The 16,774-nt window shown below is 62.2% G+C and carries 12 protein-coding genes and 1 pseudogene; 6 read left to right on the plus strand and 7 right to left on the minus strand.

Annotated features, from left to right (window positions below; all coding sequences use genetic code 11):
* Window positions 1-175: 175 nt before the first annotated feature.
* Genes MF6394_RS14000 through MF6394_RS14020 form a run of 5 tightly spaced genes read right to left on the minus strand, consistent with a single transcriptional unit; the run spans window position 176 to window position 5,584 of the window.
* Entirely contained in the window at window positions 176-994 is an 819-nt protein-coding gene (locus MF6394_RS14000; protein WP_078466861.1) for an HpcH/HpaI aldolase/citrate lyase family protein, read from the minus strand.
* Between the two features lie 14 nt (window positions 995-1,008).
* Window positions 1,009-2,202 carry a CaiB/BaiF CoA transferase family protein gene (locus MF6394_RS14005; protein ID WP_078466862.1) on the minus strand — a complete coding sequence of 398 codons (1,194 nt, stop codon included), beginning with the start codon at window positions 2,200-2,202 and terminating at the stop codon, window positions 1,009-1,011.
* A gap of 10 nt (window positions 2,203-2,212) precedes the next feature.
* Complete coding sequence (locus tag MF6394_RS14010; protein WP_078466863.1) at window positions 2,213-3,562, minus strand: MmgE/PrpD family protein; 1,350 nt, start codon at window positions 3,560-3,562, stop codon at window positions 2,213-2,215.
* Window positions 3,563-3,573: 11 nt separating this feature from the next.
* On the minus strand, window positions 3,574-4,737 hold the full coding sequence (locus tag MF6394_RS14015) for an acyl-CoA dehydrogenase family protein (RefSeq protein WP_078466864.1): 1,164 nt from the start codon (window positions 4,735-4,737) through the stop codon (window positions 3,574-3,576).
* Window positions 4,738-4,765: 28 nt separating this feature from the next.
* On the minus strand, window positions 4,766-5,584 hold the full coding sequence (locus MF6394_RS14020; protein ID WP_078466874.1) for an FAS1-like dehydratase domain-containing protein: 819 nt from the start codon (window positions 5,582-5,584) through the stop codon (window positions 4,766-4,768).
* 272 nt (window positions 5,585-5,856) lie between these two features.
* Here MF6394_RS14020 and MF6394_RS14025 point away from each other — a divergent pair, with 272 nt between their 5' ends.
* From MF6394_RS14025 to MF6394_RS14035, 3 genes are all read left to right on the plus strand, one after another.
* Window positions 5,857-6,738: a LysR family transcriptional regulator gene (locus MF6394_RS14025; protein WP_078466865.1), complete on the plus strand. Its 882-nt coding sequence runs from the start codon at window positions 5,857-5,859 to the stop codon at window positions 6,736-6,738.
* A 209-nt stretch (window positions 6,739-6,947) separates the two neighbouring features.
* On the plus strand, window positions 6,948-8,771 hold the full coding sequence (locus MF6394_RS14030; protein ID WP_078466866.1) for a serine hydrolase domain-containing protein: 1,824 nt from the start codon (window positions 6,948-6,950) through the stop codon (window positions 8,769-8,771).
* 16 nt (window positions 8,772-8,787) lie between these two features.
* Complete coding sequence (locus tag MF6394_RS14035) at window positions 8,788-9,579, plus strand: MipA/OmpV family protein (RefSeq protein WP_078466867.1); 792 nt, start codon at window positions 8,788-8,790, stop codon at window positions 9,577-9,579.
* Window positions 9,580-9,638: 59 nt separating this feature from the next.
* On the opposite strand, the gene ggt is transcribed toward MF6394_RS14035, so the two are convergent.
* The gene (gene ggt, locus MF6394_RS14040; protein ID WP_047710769.1) at window positions 9,639-11,363 is read right to left on the minus strand and encodes a gamma-glutamyltransferase; all 1,725 of its coding nucleotides are present in this window, start codon (window positions 11,361-11,363) and stop codon (window positions 9,639-9,641) included.
* A 202-nt stretch (window positions 11,364-11,565) separates the two neighbouring features.
* On the opposite strand from ggt, the gene MF6394_RS14045 reads away from it, so the two are divergent.
* Both MF6394_RS14045 and MF6394_RS14050 read left to right on the plus strand, forming a co-directional pair.
* Complete coding sequence (locus MF6394_RS14045; protein WP_078466868.1) at window positions 11,566-12,711, plus strand: MalY/PatB family protein; 1,146 nt, start codon at window positions 11,566-11,568, stop codon at window positions 12,709-12,711.
* 89 nt (window positions 12,712-12,800) lie between these two features.
* Window positions 12,801-15,986, plus strand: a complete 3,186-nt coding sequence (locus tag MF6394_RS14050; protein ID WP_177345139.1) for a dermonecrotic toxin domain-containing protein — start codon at window positions 12,801-12,803, stop codon at window positions 15,984-15,986.
* Window positions 15,987-16,025: 39 nt separating this feature from the next.
* On the opposite strand, the gene MF6394_RS14055 is transcribed toward MF6394_RS14050, so the two are convergent.
* Window positions 16,026-16,241, minus strand: coding sequence for a TOBE domain-containing protein (locus MF6394_RS14055; RefSeq protein WP_003173733.1), 216 nt, complete (start codon window positions 16,239-16,241; stop codon window positions 16,026-16,028).
* 355 nt (window positions 16,242-16,596) lie between these two features.
* Here MF6394_RS14055 and MF6394_RS33105 point away from each other — a divergent pair.
* Window positions 16,597-16,774 (plus strand): annotated as a pseudogene (locus MF6394_RS33105) (ribonucleotide-diphosphate reductase subunit beta); the annotation flags it as partial.

A 16,774-nucleotide genomic window follows, 5' to 3' on the forward strand; every position in this document is an offset into this window, starting at 1 on the left:
ACGCGTGTCGTGAATTTCGAATTTTAGATACCTGCGTTCGGCCAGGACGAACGCAGGGCTTATTAAGCGCTGATGTTCCAATGTGGGAGCGGGCTTGCTCGCGAACGCGGTATGCCAGGCGCCGAATTCGTTGACTGATCCACCGCATTCGCGAGCAAGCCCGCTCCCACAGTTTTTATTCGGTTTCTCCAGTGAGCAGCCGCTGCGCGCGCAGCAGTACCGGCGCATCCACCATCTGCCCGTCAATCTGATAAGCCCCTGCCCCATGGGCGCCCGCCTCCACCACCCGCCTGGCCCAGGCCAGCTCTTCGGCGCTCGGCGCCAGCGCGGCATGGATCACTGCGACTTGCTTGGGATGAATGCACAACGCGCCGGCAAAGCCCATTTCATAAGCGTGCCGGATCGAGCGGTGCAGGCCTTCGGGGTCGTCGATGGCCGGGTGCACGCCGTCCAGCGGCGGCGCCAGGCCCGCGGCGCGCGAATGCACGATCAACGCCAGGCGCGCCTGGTCGAGGGCCAATTCGGCCGCGCGGGAGTGACTGCTCAGGTTGAGGTCCAGCGCCAGGTCCAAGCCGCCGAAGGACAGGCGCTCTACCTGGGGCGCCTGGGCAATCTGCGCCAGTGCCAGCAAACCGCGTGCGCTTTCGATAATCGGCCAGATAGCCTTGCCGGTCGCGGCCACCACCGCCACCTGGGCCGCGCTTTCGACCTTGGGCAGCAATACCCCCGCCACATTTGCATGGGCCTTGCAGAAGGCGACATCGGCAAAATGCTCAGCATGCTGGGGCGCGTTGATGCGTACCCACACCTGGGCTTCGGCATGCGCATGCAGGAACGCGCCCAGATTATCCCGGGCCTGACGCTTGAGCGGCTCTTCCACCGCGTCTTCGAAATCCACAATCACTGCGTCGGCGCCGCTGGCCAAGGCCTTGGCAAACCGCTCCGGGCGGCTGCCCGGCACAAACAGCGCAGAACGTACTAATGGCTTTGGCATCACTTGATTCCTGATTAGATAACGCCGCGCTCGCGCAGGCTGTTAATGGCCTCAACGGAGTAACCCAGCTGGTCGAGGATGCCTTGGCTGTGTTGCCCCAGCGCTGGCACGCCGTCCATGCGCGGGGTAAACGCAGCGTTACGCGCCGGTGGCAGCAGCGACGGCAGCGGCCCCGCTGGGCTGTCGACTTCGCGCCAGCGGTCGCGGGCCTTGAGTTGTGGGTGATCCCACACGCCTTGCATGTCGTTGACCCGTGCACTGGCAATCTGCGCGTCTTCCAGGCGCTGGATCACCGCCTCGACGTCCAGTGGGGCAAAGCGCTCCACGATGATCTGGCGCAGCAGCTCGCGGTTGGCCGAGCGCTTGAAGTTGGCGCTGAAGCGCTCGTCCGTTGCCAGCGCCGGGCTGAGCAGCACCTTGTCGCAGAACGCCGCCCATTCGCGCTCGTTCTGCAAGCCGAGCATCACCGTGCCGCCGCCCCCGGTGGGAAACGGCCCGTAGGGGTAAATCGTCGAATGCGCGGCACCCGCACGCGGTGGCGGCGGCGCGCCGTCGAAGGCGTAATACATCGGGTAGCCCATCCACTCCACCAGGCTTTCGAGCATGCTCACATCGATGCGACTGCCCTGGCCGGTTTTGCCGCGCAGCAGCAGCGCCGACAGAATGCCGCTGTAGGCGTACATGCCGGCCGAGATGTCCGCGATAGAGCAACCGGCCTTGGCCATCTGTTCTTCATCTGGGCCACCGGTCACCGAGAGAAACCCGCCCTCGCTCTGGATCAACAGGTCGTAGGCTTTCTTTTTCTCGTAGGGCCCGCCTTCGCCGTAGCCGGAAATATCGCAGACGATCAGCCGTGGAAAGCGCGCGTGCAGCGCCTCGAACGATAAGCCCATGCGCGCCGCCGCGCCGGGGGCAAGGTTCTGCACCAGCACATCGGCGTCGGCCAGCAGCGCATCCAGAATGGCGCCCGCCTCGTCCTGCTTGAGGTCCAGGGTCAGGCTTTCCTTGGAGCGGTTGGTCCAGACGAAATGCGATGCCAGGCCACGCACCCGCTCGTCATAGCCACGGGCGAAGTCGCCGGTGCCGGGGCGCTCCACCTTGATGACCCGGGCACCCAGGTCGGCCAGTTGGCGCGTACAGAATGGCGCGGCAATCGCGTGTTCCAGGCTGACGACGGTGATGCCGTCCAGCGGTCGTTGTTCAGTCATGACAAATCCCTCAAAGCCAATGGGCCATGGACGCGGTAGTGCGCAGGTTCCATACCTGCTCGATCAGGCGGTTGGCCTGGGCCGGGGTGCGGGCGCCGCTGAAGTGGGCCAGGCGCTGGAATTTATCCGCCAGTTCGGCCCGACTCAGGGTGTTGCCCGGGTCGCCCTTGGGTTCATCAATGGCACCGTGCAGCGTGCGGCCATCGGTGGTGGTGACCGTGACGCGGCCCAGCCAGCGTTGCGGGTAGGCGCTGTCGACTTCCGGGTCCAGGGTCATGCTGACCTTGTCGCGAAACGCCGCGACCGCAGGATCGGTCAACGCCAGGTCATGGAATTCAGGCAACCCAGCTTTGCCATGCACGGCGATCAGGCCGAGCACGGTGCCCATGGAGAATTTGGCCTGGTGCACGGTGGCCGGCACCGTCACTCGGCCGAGTACGTCGATGGCGCCTTGGTGCACGTGGGTTTGCACCTGGGAAATCTGTGCAGCGCTCAAGCCTTCACGCTGCATCACGTCCAATAGCGCATCGGCAGCGGGATGGGTGTGGCGGCAGGAGGCGTGGAACTTGAACGAGGTTTCTACCAGTGCCCAACGGCTGCCCAGGTCGGCAGACAATTTGCCCGGCTGCGCATCACTGGACATGCCCGCCGCCAAACCCTGGTCGCCTTCAAGAATATTGCGCGCGCCGGTCAGCCCATCGGCCGTCAGGTAAGCCGCCAGCAAGCCGTCCGCCGCCGCCTTGGCCGTGTGCAGTTGCTTGGAGTCGGCGGCATCGCGCAGAAACTCCCACAGCCCGGCGGCCTGGGTGCCGGCGCTGCCGAGCAGGTTGATGAATTGCTCTTCGTTGAAGTCGAGCAACTTGCCCACCGCGACCGCTGCCGCCAGGGTGCCGACCGTGGCCGTGGTGTGGAAGATGCGGTAGTGGGAACGGCCCAGGAACTCACCGATGCGAATCCCCGCCTCATAGCCGGCCACCGAGGCCAGCAACAGTTCACGGCCAGACTTGCCGAAGTCCTGGGCAGCGGCCAACGCGGCGGGAAATACCACAGTGGCGGGGTGCAGCACCGAGCTGTTGTGCAGGTCATCCTGCTCCACCAGATGTGAGGAGGCGGCGTTGACCAGGGCGGCAAAATACGCGCTGGTGCCGGTGCCGTTGACGATCACCTGGGCCGGGCCGCTGCTCGGGCCCATCTTCTGTGCGTAGCGTTCAAACAGGGGAATCGGGTGCGCGCCCTGGCTGGCCAAGGCGGATGCGAGCCAATCCAGGTAAAGCGCTTCGGTGCGCGCCAGTACGTGCTCGGGCAACTGCGCGTAAGTCAGCTCGGCCAGGAACCGGCAAAGGGCTTGGGTATGATGCATGCTCAACGCCCTCAGAAGCTGCGCGGCAATTCGAGCAAATGCTCGGCCACGTAGGACAGGATCAGGTTGGTGGAGATCGGCGCCACCTGGTACAGGCGGGTTTCGCGGAACTTGCGCTCCACGTCGTACTCGCAGGCAAAGCCGAAGCCGCCGTGGGTTTGCAGGCAGGCGTTGGCCGCTTCCCAGGACGCCTTGGCCGCCAGGTACTTGGCCATGTTGGCACTGGCCCCGGCGTTCTTGCCGCTGTCGTATTCATCACAGGCACGCCAGCGCATCAGGTCGGCCGCTTCGATCTCGATATGCGCCTCGGCAATCGGGAACTGCACGCCCTGGTTCTGCCCGATGGGCCGGCCAAACACCACACGGTCGCGGGCATAGGCGCTGGCCTTTTCGATGAACCAGCGGCCGTCACCGATGCACTCGGCGGCAATCAGGGTGCGCTCGGCATTCAGGCCATCGAGGATGTATTTGAAGCCCTTGCCCTCCTCGCCAATCAGGCTGTCCAGGGGCAGCTCCAGGTTGTCGAAGAACAGCTCGTTGGTCTCGTGGTTGACCATATTGGCGATGGGCTGCACGGTGAGGCCGTTGCCGATGGCCTGGCGCAGGTCCACCAGGAAGATCGACATGCCTTCGGACTTTTTCTTTACGTCGGCCAAAGGCGTGGTGCGCGCCAGCAGGATCATCAGGTCGGAATGCTGTACCCGAGAGATCCAGACTTTCTGGCCGTTGATCACGTACTTGTCGCCGCGCTTGATCGCCGTGGTCTTGATCTTGGTGGTGTCGGTGCCGGTAGTGGGCTCGGTGACGGCCATCGACTGCAGGCGCAATTCACCGCTGGCCAGCTTGGGCAGGTAGTAGCGTTTTTGCGCCTCGCTGCCGTGACGCAGCAGGGTGAACATGTTGTACATCTGGCCGTGTACGGTGCCCGAGTTGCCGCCGCAGCGGTTGACTTCCTCAAGGATCACCGAGGCTTCGGCCAGGCCCAGGCCGGAACCGCCGTATTCCTCGGGGATCATGGCCGACAGCCAACCGGCGTCGGTCAGGGCCTTGACGAAGGCTTCAGGGAAGCCTTTTTCTTCATCGATCTTGCGCCAGTAAGCGGCATCGAACTCGGCGCACAAGGCGCGCACGCCTTCGCGGATGGCCTTGAGTTCTTCGTTGTCATGGGCATTCATTAACGGCTCTCCGCCTGTTGTTATCGGGTTATTCGAAATGCACTTGGGCGGTCTGCGCCAGGCCTTCAGTGTTGCCCGCCCAGAGTTCTGCGACGCCGGTTGCGGTGATACGCCCGCCGACCTCAAAAGGCTGTGGCGCAATCAGTGGGCGCACACCGCGATAGGCAAAGCGGCGCAGGGTCGCTTCGGGGTGCGCCCGGCAGAACGCGCGCAGGCTCAAGGTGGCGATCAGCGGGCCATGCACCACCAGGCCGGCATAGCCTTCGGTGCCGGTGACATAGGGGTAGTCGTAATGAATGCGGTGGCCGTTGAACGTCACGGCGCTGTAGCGAAACAACAAGGTCGGCGTCGGCTCGACGGCCTCTGTCCATTCGCCCCGGGCCAGCGCGTCGCCGCTGCCCGCCTTGGGTGGCGTGGGTTCGCGGTAGACGATGTCCTGTTCCTCGCGGATGGCCAGGCGACCGTCCTGGGAGTAGTCATGGCGCACGGTGACGAATAACAGTGAACCGGTGCGGCCGGTTTTTTCTTCGACCTGGGTGATGGTGGATACGCGCGTGGCCGCCTCGCCAGCCCGCAAAGGGTGCAAAAACGCAAGGCGCCCACCGGCCCACATGCGATTGCGGTTATCGGCCGGTGGCAGGAACCCACCGCGTGCCGGGTGACCGTCGCTGCCCAGGGCCGATTCGGGCAATGGGTCCTGGAAAAAACACCATTGCCACAACGCAGGCACCGCGTCGCCATCGGCAGGCACGGCTTCACCGAACGTGGCGGCGATACGCTTGAGCAGGTTATGGCTCAGGTGGTCGTGGGCGGTCTCACTTCGGCCGATCCAATCAGTGGCGCTCATCGGGTGCAGGTCCTCAGGCAGTGGGTGTCTGCCGTGGATCATGCAAGGGCCTGCCCGTTCTGAGAATTTGCATTTCAATAAACCAGCGTTCGGTTATGCTGAACGCCATTAATTGAAAAACACCGCATATCCCTGTGGGAGCGGGCTTGCTCGCGAAAGCGCAGTGTCAGTCACTGAATACATTGGCTGATCCACCGCTTTCGCGAGCAAGCCCGCTCCCACATTTGGATCTTCATTGTGATGAGGTTTGGTGTTTATACCGGGAGCCTTGCATGCACTTCGATCTCGCCGACCTGCGCCTGTTCATCCATATCGCCGAATCCCCCAGCCTTACCCAGGGCGCCAAGCGCGCCTTCCTGTCGCCGGCTGCCGCCAGTGCGCGGATCAAGGCCCTGGAAGGCCAGCTCTACACGCGCCTGTTGTACCGCGACAGCCGGGGCGTGGAGATCACCCCGGCAGGCGAGCGGCTGTTGCACCATGCGCGGTTGATCATGCGCCAGGTGGATTACCTCAAAAGCGAGTTCACCCAATACGGCGTGGATTCGGCCGGGCATATCCGTATCTTCGCCAACACCACGGCGGTCACCGAATTTTTGCCGGAGGTTCTGGCAGGCTTTCTGTCACAGCGCCCCGGCGTCACCGTCGACCTGCAGGAACGCCTGTCACGGGACATCGTGCGCGGGGTGCTCGATGGCACCAGTGACATGGGTATCATCGCCGGCCCCGTGGAAGCCTCCGGCTTGCAAGTACTGCATTTCAGCACCGATGAACTGGTGCTGATGGTGCCGGTCGGGCATCCGTTGGCCGACCTGCCTTCAGTGACCCTTGAGCAAACCCTGGCGTATCAGCACATCGGCCTGCATGAAGGCAGCACGCTGTTGAGTTTCCTGCGCGAACACGTCGAGCGCCTGGGTAAGCAATTGTCGCTGCGTATCCAGGTCTCGAGCTTCGAGGCGATCTGCCGGATGGTCGAGGCCGGCGTGGGCATCGGCATCATTCCCGAGTCCGCCGCCCTGCGCCACAGCCGCACCATGCAGCTGGTGACCGTGAAGCTCGACGAACCCTGGGCGATTCGCGAGCGCAGCATCCTGGTACGTGAGCTGGAAGCGTTGCCAGGGACCATTCGCGCGCTGATCGCCACGTTGATGCCCTGATTCTGTAGGAGCGAGCTTGCTCGCGAAAAACCTCAACGATAACGGGTGTTTTCTGGATAAACGCGGCGCCTGTGCGTTTTTCGCGAGCGAGCTCGCTCCTACAGGTGGCTGTTAACAGTCTTTGACAGTTTCCCGACAAAGCACTCAAAGATTCCAAGCCCCCGCCGGCCTAGCATTCCAGCATCCAAACCATCGCTCGGGTGCTCTTGATGTTTCGCAGGTTGCGCGGTATTCCGCTCTTGGGTTGCCTGATGGGCAGTATCGGTTGCCACTCGCAACCGCCTGCCCCGCCGCCGATTCAAAAAGGCGATTACGGCGCAATCATCCGCTACTTGCAAACCCGCATTCCCCGGGAGATGGCTCGGGACAATGTGGCAGGTTTGTCGATTGCGCTGGTCAATGGCCAGGAGCTGATCTGGGCCCGTGGCTTTGGCCTGGCTGACAAAGACCAGGGGGTGCCGGTCACGCCCAATACCGCGTTTCGCGCCGGTGGCATTTCCAAACTGCTGAGCGCCACGGCGGCGCTGCAGCTGGTGGAGCAGCACCACCTGGCGCTGGATGCACCGATCCAGCAGACCCTGCGTGAGTTCTACGTACGTTCACGCTTTCACAGCGACCAGGCCGAGGCGGATCGAGCGATCACTTTGCGGCGCTTGCTCAGCCATCAGTCCGGCTTGCCCAGCGAGCACCTGCGCGACCTGCGCAGCACTTACGCCATGGGGCAAATGCCGATGCGCGTGTCGGGTGTGTGGCTGAGCAGCCTGCCGGGGTCCCAGGTGGCGTACTCCAACCTTGGTTATTCACTGGTGGGCGCGGCCATCGAGCGCAGCAGCGGTAAACGCTTTGAAGCCCAGTTGCAAAGCAGCCTGCTCACGCCCCTGCGAATGAACCAGTCCAGCTTCGTGGGCACCGGTGCGCAAATGGGCTTTCGCGCCCATGGTTACGAGGACGGCAAGGCCAGCACCGACGCCCAGGTGCGTGACCTCGCCGCCGGTGGCCTGTGGACCAGCCCCAAAGACCTCAGCCGCTACGTACGCATGCTGTTTGCCAAGGGCACCTATAAGGGCAGCCAGATCCTCGGCAGCGCTTCTATCGACGCCATGTTTACCCAGCAAAACACCGGCAACGCCCTGGACTTCGACTGCCAGATCGGCCTGGGCTGGTTTCTGGCGCCCTGCGGTGACGAGCCCATCGGCCCCGGTGTGCGCACCTACCAGCACAGCGGTGGCGGCGATGACTTCGTCGCCCAATTGACCCTGCTACCGGATCAGCAGCTGGCGGTGATCATCATGGCCAACGACAGCAACGCCGAAGACATGGTGGTGTCACTGACCACCGACAGCCTGCGCCTGATGCTCCAGGCACAGACCGGCCAGCCTGTGTGCGCCGATGACTGCCAGGCCCCGAGCCACGGCCTCAAGCTGCGCCATGTGCCGGCGGCGGTGGATCGCAAGCGCCTGGCTGGTTTCTATGCGACCGCCTGGGGCGTGTTCCGCATCAGGGATGAGCATGCGCGCTTGACCGGCGAACTGGCCGGCTACGATTTCGAGCTGTTACGTGATGAACAAGGCTGGCTGCGCGCGCAGAAAAAGATCCTCGGCTTCTGGCGCAAGGACCTGGGCGAGTTGGGCCGCGTGCAGTTGGATCTGATCCAGGTACAAGGCCGCCAAATGCTCACCGCGCGCAGCCACGGCCAACGCATTGCCATCGGTGAACGCATCGAGCCACCGCCCTTGCCTGCCGCCTGGGCCAACACGGTCGGCACCTATCAGGTGCTCAGCAGCCATGAACCCGACGCGCCATTGAGTGGCATCAGCGTGCGTCAGGAGGACGGCTTTCTGGTGATTCGCGGCCAATTGCACGGCGAGCCGCTGACCGACTACATCCTGCTGCCCATCGACAACGCCCATGCGGTACTGGCCGGCAACGGCTACGGCCTGGGCGATACCGTCAGCCGCCAGGTCAACGGGCTGAGCGCTTCGGGTTATTCCTTCAAACGTACCCAATCACCCCACATACCCTCGAATTTCTAACCAGGAGAAACACCTGATGCACGCAAAAAACCTGTGCCTGTCATTGACCTCACTGTGCCTGCTCGCCGCCGCCGATACGGCGCTTGCCGAAGACTGGCAATACAGCCTCAAGGCCGGCATGGCCAACGCACCCCGCTACAGTGGCAGCGACGAACGTATGACGGCGCCTGTACTCGGCGGCAAAATCATCAGCCCCTGGGGCGTCTTCCTCGATACTGATACGGGCCTGGGCTGGGGTTACGAAGGTAATGCCCTGAGCTTCAGCGCATACGTTGGCGCAAGCGGTTCGCGCAAGGATAAAAATGAAAGCATGCAGGCCGGCTCCAAACGCCTCAAAGGTATGGGCCAGATCAAGTCACGTCCGCAATTGGGAGTGAGTGCCGCCTACAACCTCGGCGGTGTGATCATCGGTGCCACCCTGGAACATGCGCTTGAAGAAGATAAACACAAGGAAACCGGCAAGGCTTTTACCCATCTGGAGTTGAGCCTGGGTACCCATCTGTATGAAGGCCGCTACGGCTGCGTCGATGCCGCCATCAACAGCCACTTCGGTGACCGCAACTACCTGCAAACCTGGTACGGCGTGACTACCGCCCAGGCCACCCGCAGCCGCTTCAAGGAATACAAGGCAAGTGCCGGCAATATCAGCAATGGCATGAGCCTTTCATGGAGCGTGCCGATCAACGAACACACGCAGTTCTCGACCTTGCTGGATGTGCAATACCTGGCGGACAAGGCCGGCAAGAGCCCGATTGTGGAGCAGCGGTTGCAGGCGTCGGTGTCGGGGGAGTTGCAATACACCTTCTGATCTACCTTGCCCTCTGTAGGAACGAGCTTGCTCGCTCCTACAGAGACAATGCCAGTTCCTTAGTAACCCAACGACAAGCCGGTGTTGCGCCGCGGGTCATTGGCCCCATAGAAACGGTTGTTACCCACCGGCTTGCCCTCCAGGGAAGGCGCGCCTACCAGGATGGCGGCCAGGTGGTTGGCATCTTGCGGGCCGGCAAACGTGTGGCCCCAGCTTTCGAGGATCTTCTGGGTGTCCGGGCTGACGGCAAAGGTCTCAAGGTTGGTGGTTTCCGGCATCCATTGCTGGTGGAAGCGCGGTGCATCCACGGCTTCCTGGATGTTCATCTTGTAGTCGATGACATTCAGGATGGTCAGCAAGGTCGCGGTGATAATGCGGCTGCCCCCCGGTGTGCCAACGACCATTACTGCCTTGCCGTCCTTGGTGACGATGGTCGGGCTCATCGATGACAACGGCGCCTTGCCCGGTGCGATGGCGTTGGCTTCGCCCTGCACCAGCCCATACATATTCGGCACCCCGACCTTGACGGTGAAGTCATCCATTTCATCGTTGAGAATCACCCCGGTCTTGCTGGCCATCACCCCGGCGCCAAACCAGTCGTTGAGGGTATAGGTCACCGAGACCGCGTTGCCCCACTTGTCGACGATGGAATAGTGGGTGGTGTTATTGCCTTCGTGGGGCGACACACCTGGCTTGATCGCCTGGGAGTCACCGGCCTTCTGCGGCTCGATGGCAGCGCGTAACTTGGCCGCGTAGTTCTTGTCCAGCAGATGCTCGATGGGGTTCTTCACGAAGTCCGGATCACCCAGGTAGCTGTTGCGGTCCACGTAGGCATGGCGCATCGCTTCGATCTGGTAGTGCAGGCCCTGGGCCGAGTGATAGCCCAGATCGGCCATCGGGTAGCCTTCGAGGATGTTCATGATCTGGCAGATCACCACACCGCCCGAGCTGGGTGGCGGCGCCGAGACCACATGGTAGCCACGGTAGTCGCACTCGATGGGGGCCAGTTCGCGGGTTTTGTAGGCGTCGAGGTCGGCCTGGGTGATGATGCCTTTGCCGGCCTGGCTGGAATCCACCACCGCCTTGGCAACCCAACCTTTATAGAAACCGTCGGTGCCCTTGGCCGAGATTTCCTTGAGGGTCTTGGCCAGGTCCTTCTGCACCAGCTTCTGGCCCACCTGCATCGGTTTGCCGTTATGCAGGAAGATCCCGCGCATGTCCTGGTCTTTTTCGAACTCACCGGTGGCGGTGTGCAACAGGTCGATATCGCCCTGCTCCAGCGCAAAGCCGTTTTCCGCCAGCTTGATCGCCGGGGCAATCACTTGGGCGCGCTTGAGGGTGCCGTATTTGCTCAGGGCCAGCTCCATGCCAGACACCGTGCCCGGTACGCCGACCGCCAAATGGCCTTTGGCGCTGAGGCCTTCGACCACATTGCCGGCCTTGTCGAGGTACATGTCGGCCGTCGCCGCCAACGGGGCTTTTTCGCGGAAGTCGAGGAAGGTCTTGCGCCCGTCCGCCAGTTGCACGGTCATGAAACCACCGCCGCCCAGGTTGCCCGCCGCCGGGTACACCACCGCCAGTGCGTAACCTACCGCCACCGCCGCATCGACCGCGTTGCCGCCGGCCTTGAGCACATCGACACCCACGTGGGTTGCCAAGTGCTGGGCCGTGACCACCATGCCATTTTCACCCGCAACCGGGGCTTGGGAAGCTGCGTGCACACCGTTGACCGTCAAGACCAGCGCGGTCGCAATCAACGTGTGACTCAAGGGTTGGTATTTCATCCATGGCTACTCTGATTATTGAGATGCACCAAAATAGCTCCTAGCCGATTTAATCCCCAGCGCAATGGCGTTTTTATTACAGAACTTGTCGGTCATGGAACGCACACCGCTGCGCAAGTCGCGCAATCAGCTCTGGTCTATAAAATTAATGGCGCTAGAATCGGCGCCATTCTTTTACCGCCGCCCTGATACGAGCCTGTCCATGAGCTTTGATTTCGACACGATCCACCCACGCTTCGATACCGGCAGTACCAAGTGGAGCCGTTACCCGCAAGACGTCCGGCCGATGTGGATCGCTGACATGGACATCGCCGCGCCGCCCGCCATCTTGCAAGCCCTGCACGCGCGCCTCGACCAGCAGATTCTCGGCTACAGCGTGGCCGGCCCGGACGTGCGCGACGCTATCGTTGCCGACTTGTGGGCCAAGTACGCCTGGCGCGTGCAGCCTGAAGAACTGCTGTTTCTGCCCGGCGTGGAGCCTGGCTTCAATATGGCCCTGCACGCCTTCGTCCAGCCTGGCCAGGCGGTGGTGCTGCAAACCCCCAACTATCGGCCGATTCGCCTGGCGCCCGGCAACTGGAACCTGCCACGCATCGAAGTGCCGTTCCAATTGATCGATGGCGAGTACCGCACACCGCTGCCGGCCATGCGCCAAGCCTTGAGCGGGGCCGGGGCGCTGTTGCTGAGCAACCCGCACAACCCCATCGGCAAGGTGTTTGCCCGTGAAGAGCTGCTGGCGGTGGCCAATGCCTGCCTGGACACCGGCGCATTGATCATCAGCGACGAAATCCACGCCGAGCTGTGCTTCGACGGCCGTCGCCACATCCCCACCGCCAGCCTCAGCCCCGAGATCGCCCAGCGCACCATCACGCTGATGTCAGCGAGCAAGGCGTATAACGTGGCCGGCCTGAAGACCTGCTTCGCCGTGGTCCAGAACGCCGAGGTGCGCGAGCGTTTCAATCAGGCGCGCTGCGGCATGGTTGACAGCGTCAGCCCCCTGGGCCTGGAAGCCACACGCGCCGCCTACAGCGAATGCACCGAGTGGCTCAGCGCACTGGTGCAGTACCTGCAAGCCAACCGCGACTACCTGCTCGACGCGGTAAAAACCCGCCTGCCCGGCGTGGTGATGCATGCGCCACAGGGCACCTTCCTGGCGTGGCTCGATTGTAGCGCCCTGGGTCTTGATGACCCGCAGCAGTTCTTTCTGGAGCAGGCCAAGGTGGGCCTGAGCGCGGGGATTGAATTTGGCGATGACAGCCAGCAATTCGTGCGCCTGAACTTCGGTTGCCCACGGGCGATGCTGGAGGAAGGCGTGCAGCGCATGCAGATCAGCTTACAAAAGCGCTGACGTCGGTCGGAACCGCACGGGAGATTTTCCGCACATACCGGGCTTAGCTGCCCGCTGTGCTATTGAAATTCTCCCGGAGCCGCCCGTCGATGATTCTGCCGCCACGCCCACTCCCCCTCATTGCCTGGGATTTCAAACCCATCGCCGGCGATACCCCGCAGGCCTTGTCGGCCTACTCAGTGGAGCCTCCGCAACCGCCACGCAAACCGGCGTTGAGGCAAAACCGCAGTACATCGGTAGACCACCAGAAAGCCCTCTACCGGCAGCTGTTGCAGGCCACGCACACTGCGCTGCCCAGGGTCCGCGACGAAGCCAAGCAATGGGCCGAGGCGCTGGTGTTCAAGTTGACCGGGCGCAAGGTCGATGCCGACGCCATCTTCCTCAATCGCTTCCAGCAAGCACAAAGTGCCAATACCGTCACCGACTGGGAACATCTGAGGGAAGAACCCACCGTTTCCCAGGCGCTGCCGGACGCGTTGTTGAGCAACTTCAGCGAACACGACGCACTGCCCGGCGTGCTTGACCAGCAGGCCGGCCTGTACACGGTCGGCCGCGGGCAAAGTACCCAAGGCGGCTATGGCGCCCATAACCAGTTTGCGCTGGCGCCTTCCCAGCTGATGCATGAAAGCTGGAAAACCGACTTTCAGGCGCACATGATTCAAAAGCTCGAACGCTTCTGGCACGACCATGGCGATGACTACCGCACCTCCTTGAAAGGCGAGTTCATTTATCAGGCCCGTGAACAGCTCAAGGCCTACGAGCGCGCCTCACCCGCCGAACGCCTGAACATGCCGGCCGAGCAGCGCTTTACCCGCGATGATTACCGCCTGGTGATGGGCGCCGCCGCCAACCTGCCCCTGGATGAAAACCAAGCCCTGAGCGTCGAACAACTACGAGCGACAGCGCCGGTAGAAGGCCGCACACGGGTTCACGTGTTTGACATCAACGGGCGCCCCGCTCACGACATCCTGCGTTTCACCGCCACTGACTACGGCAGCCACGGGCAATTGCGTGATCGTCGAGACGGCGTGCAGGTCCTGTATATGCCGGGGCACAAGCCCGCTTTCCTGCGCTTTGATTCCCTGGACGCGATGGACCAATGGGTGGCCGAGCAAGGCCGGCATGCCGAGACGCGCCAGGCGCTGCAATCGCACTTCGCCCTCAGGGACCGACAAGACAGCGACTTGGGGTTCTGGAGCGATTTCAAATCCTTTATCACCGGCGATTCGCGCTCGAACAAAGGCGCGGACAGCGCCGTTCGCTACTTGGCCAGCGGCTACTGGGACACCCTGGAAGGGACCGTTATCGACAGCGCCAATGTGCGCATTCACGGCGACGTGTTCAGCGTGATCAAAGACGCCACCCGCGAACGCATGTCCCGCGATGCAGACGTCATGATCAAGTCCAACAGCGAGGTCACCCGCGATACCTGGCTTAACGATTTGACCGTAGCCGCCGGCCTGGCGGCCAAGTTCGCAGTGATTGGCGAGCCGGTTGTGGTCGGTGTCGCGGCCGCCGCCGGCCTTGTAGAAGCCCAATTGGGTGTCGAGCAATCGATCACGGGTGACACGCAGGCCGAGCGCAAACACGGCAGCACTGCCGCACTGGATGGCGCGCTCAATGAGCTGTTTGCCATCGTGGGCGGTACCGTGAAGGAGCCTGCTTTTGAGCAACCGGCCACGATCCCCTTGACTCGGGAGCTTTTCAGCGACGGCAGGCAGGCAATGGTCATCGAACACCCGTTGAGCCCCAGTGCCTATACCCTGCCACGCGCCAATGGCTATGACCTGGTGGACCGTGGTCGGGTGTATCGCTACCTCAATACAAGACCTGGCGAGCTGACCGACCTGCAAGCAGCAGAACACGCCAAGCCCTTGGAGGGCTTTGAGGCGCTTTGCCCTGCGCCCGCTGCGGGTGGGCGGGTGCGACGCGGCATCCAGGACGAGTGTTTCGTTAAACTTATCGCCGACCTGCCCAAACCCCAAGAACGCCTGCAGGCCCTGGAGCACGTGCGGTTGTTCCCGTCCAAGGCCGGGCTGTTCACGCGCGAGCGCACGGTGGTCTATGAAAAACGCCTGCACAAAATAGTCAAAGGCGACAACGGCCCCCAACTGGTGCCCGTCGCCAACGGCGAACGCATCACTTACAAGGCGCACGTGCACGGCCAGCTCATTGACGACCCCGATTTCGGCTTTTACACAGGCGATAGCGCCGGCACGCTTGCTAACGATACTCGGGTGGTCAAACTCGGCAGCATCAGCAACGCCAGCAATGATCAGCGCCAGCTCAGAGGCGTGGTCGTCACCAGCGCCAGCCAGCGCTACCTGGTGGTAGAGGCTGACACTGCCGAGTTCTATTACGCACCACTGGATAAAACCCAAACCCGGGATATCAGGTTCAAGAAATGCGGGCCTCTAGAGATGAGCCTTGCGCAAGGATACCGCCAGTTTCTGAGTGCCAACCATGCTGTGCAGGCCCTTAAGGCCGACTTTGTCGCGCTGGCTCCGCTCAAAAAAGCCTTCAAGCAACTGCAGCGCTCAGGTTTTAGCAAAGCCGACATCGACGAATTGAAGCGCCACTGCAAGGGCATGAACCCTGAGCAGAGGCGCGAAGTGGTGTACCGGCTGCAGCAAGCCAACGTCATCGTGAAACCGGATGTGGCCTTGCGACCCCATGGTGTTTCACCGTTGCCTGGCAACCAGGTGCATCCGGCCGCAGACCTGGCCAGGGCCGACGCGGCCAGGCTTACCCTGGGCTGGTTGGGGCGCACCGCCAAGCTGAAAGCCGCCAATACCGTGCAGGTGGCCATGGGTGAAGCCACGACACTCACGAGCGGCAACGACGTGCTCTCCACCCGCAGCCTGACCGACTGCTCGGCCATTGCGGTGCTCACCGACTGGGACGGTGCGCGTTACCAGACCCGCACGCTGATGCACCTGACCGGCAGCAACCTGGAACTGGGCCTGCGGGGCGGCAATACCCAAGCGTTGCTGGATCGATTGAACGCATCACTGAACAAAGGTGGGCAGGTCATTCTGGTAGGCGGGGTCAATTCAGGTTCACTGCAAGGCATGGCCACCACCATCGGGCAATCGTTGCAGGGCGAACAACCGCTCAGGACACTGCTTCAAGCGCGGCCCGGCGTCAGCGTCACGCTGGCCAGCTCCCTGGGCGTCACGGTGAATGCTGATGGCACGTTTGAGCTGATCGAGGGAACGGGCAAAGGTGTCATGCCCGAGGATCAGGTCAGGGAAATTTTCAATCGAGTTGACTGAGGGCACTGCCCCACGCCTTTCCCTGACCCTGTTGGGCGTTTACAACTTGGCAATGGACACTTCTGTGGACTTCACAAAGGCAATCACCTCACTGCCCACTTTCAATTCCAGGTCACGCACCGAGCGCGTGGTGATCACCGACGTCACAATGCCCGACGCAGTCTGCACGTCGATTTCCGACACCACTTCCCCCAGCAGAATCTCCTTGATCACGCCTTTGAACTGGTTGCGCACGTTGATCGCTTTGATGGTCATGTCGGCTTTCCTTTTGGCTGTTGGGTCAATCCGCACGAATGCGCAGGCCCTCAAAATGCGCTGCCGGATAGAATATTAAAAGGAATAAATATCTATTTATTTATTCGATATAGGCATATGCGCAGTGATGTTTCATGACCCGCCTACGGCTGAATTTGTGTGTGGCAGCGACCTATGACCGCACATCTTGTGCGTTGACCAACTTTGTTACACCCCATATAGTGTGCCCACAAACAGATCAGACCACTACATAGTGTGCAGCATCGGTATTTACCGACCACACTACGCGCGGTATTTCAATGCCTTGTAGCCTGCAAAAACATTTATTTTTCGAGTACCAGGAAGGAGTATTTCCATGCTGAGTTGGGATGAAGTCGACAACGAAGACACCGGTGCAGCGGTGATCAAAGGCGCCAACGCCGGCCACGCCACCGAAGCCAACATGGACCGCCTCGACGGTGCCGGCGCCGCTGCCGCCGTGGAAGCCCGCGCCGTCACCGCCAACGACTCCGCCGCCATCGTGCGCGCCAAGG

The organism is Pseudomonas sp. MF6394 (genome assembly GCF_002018845.1).
Taxonomy (GTDB): Bacteria; Pseudomonadota; Gammaproteobacteria; order Pseudomonadales; family Pseudomonadaceae; genus Aquipseudomonas; species Aquipseudomonas lactis.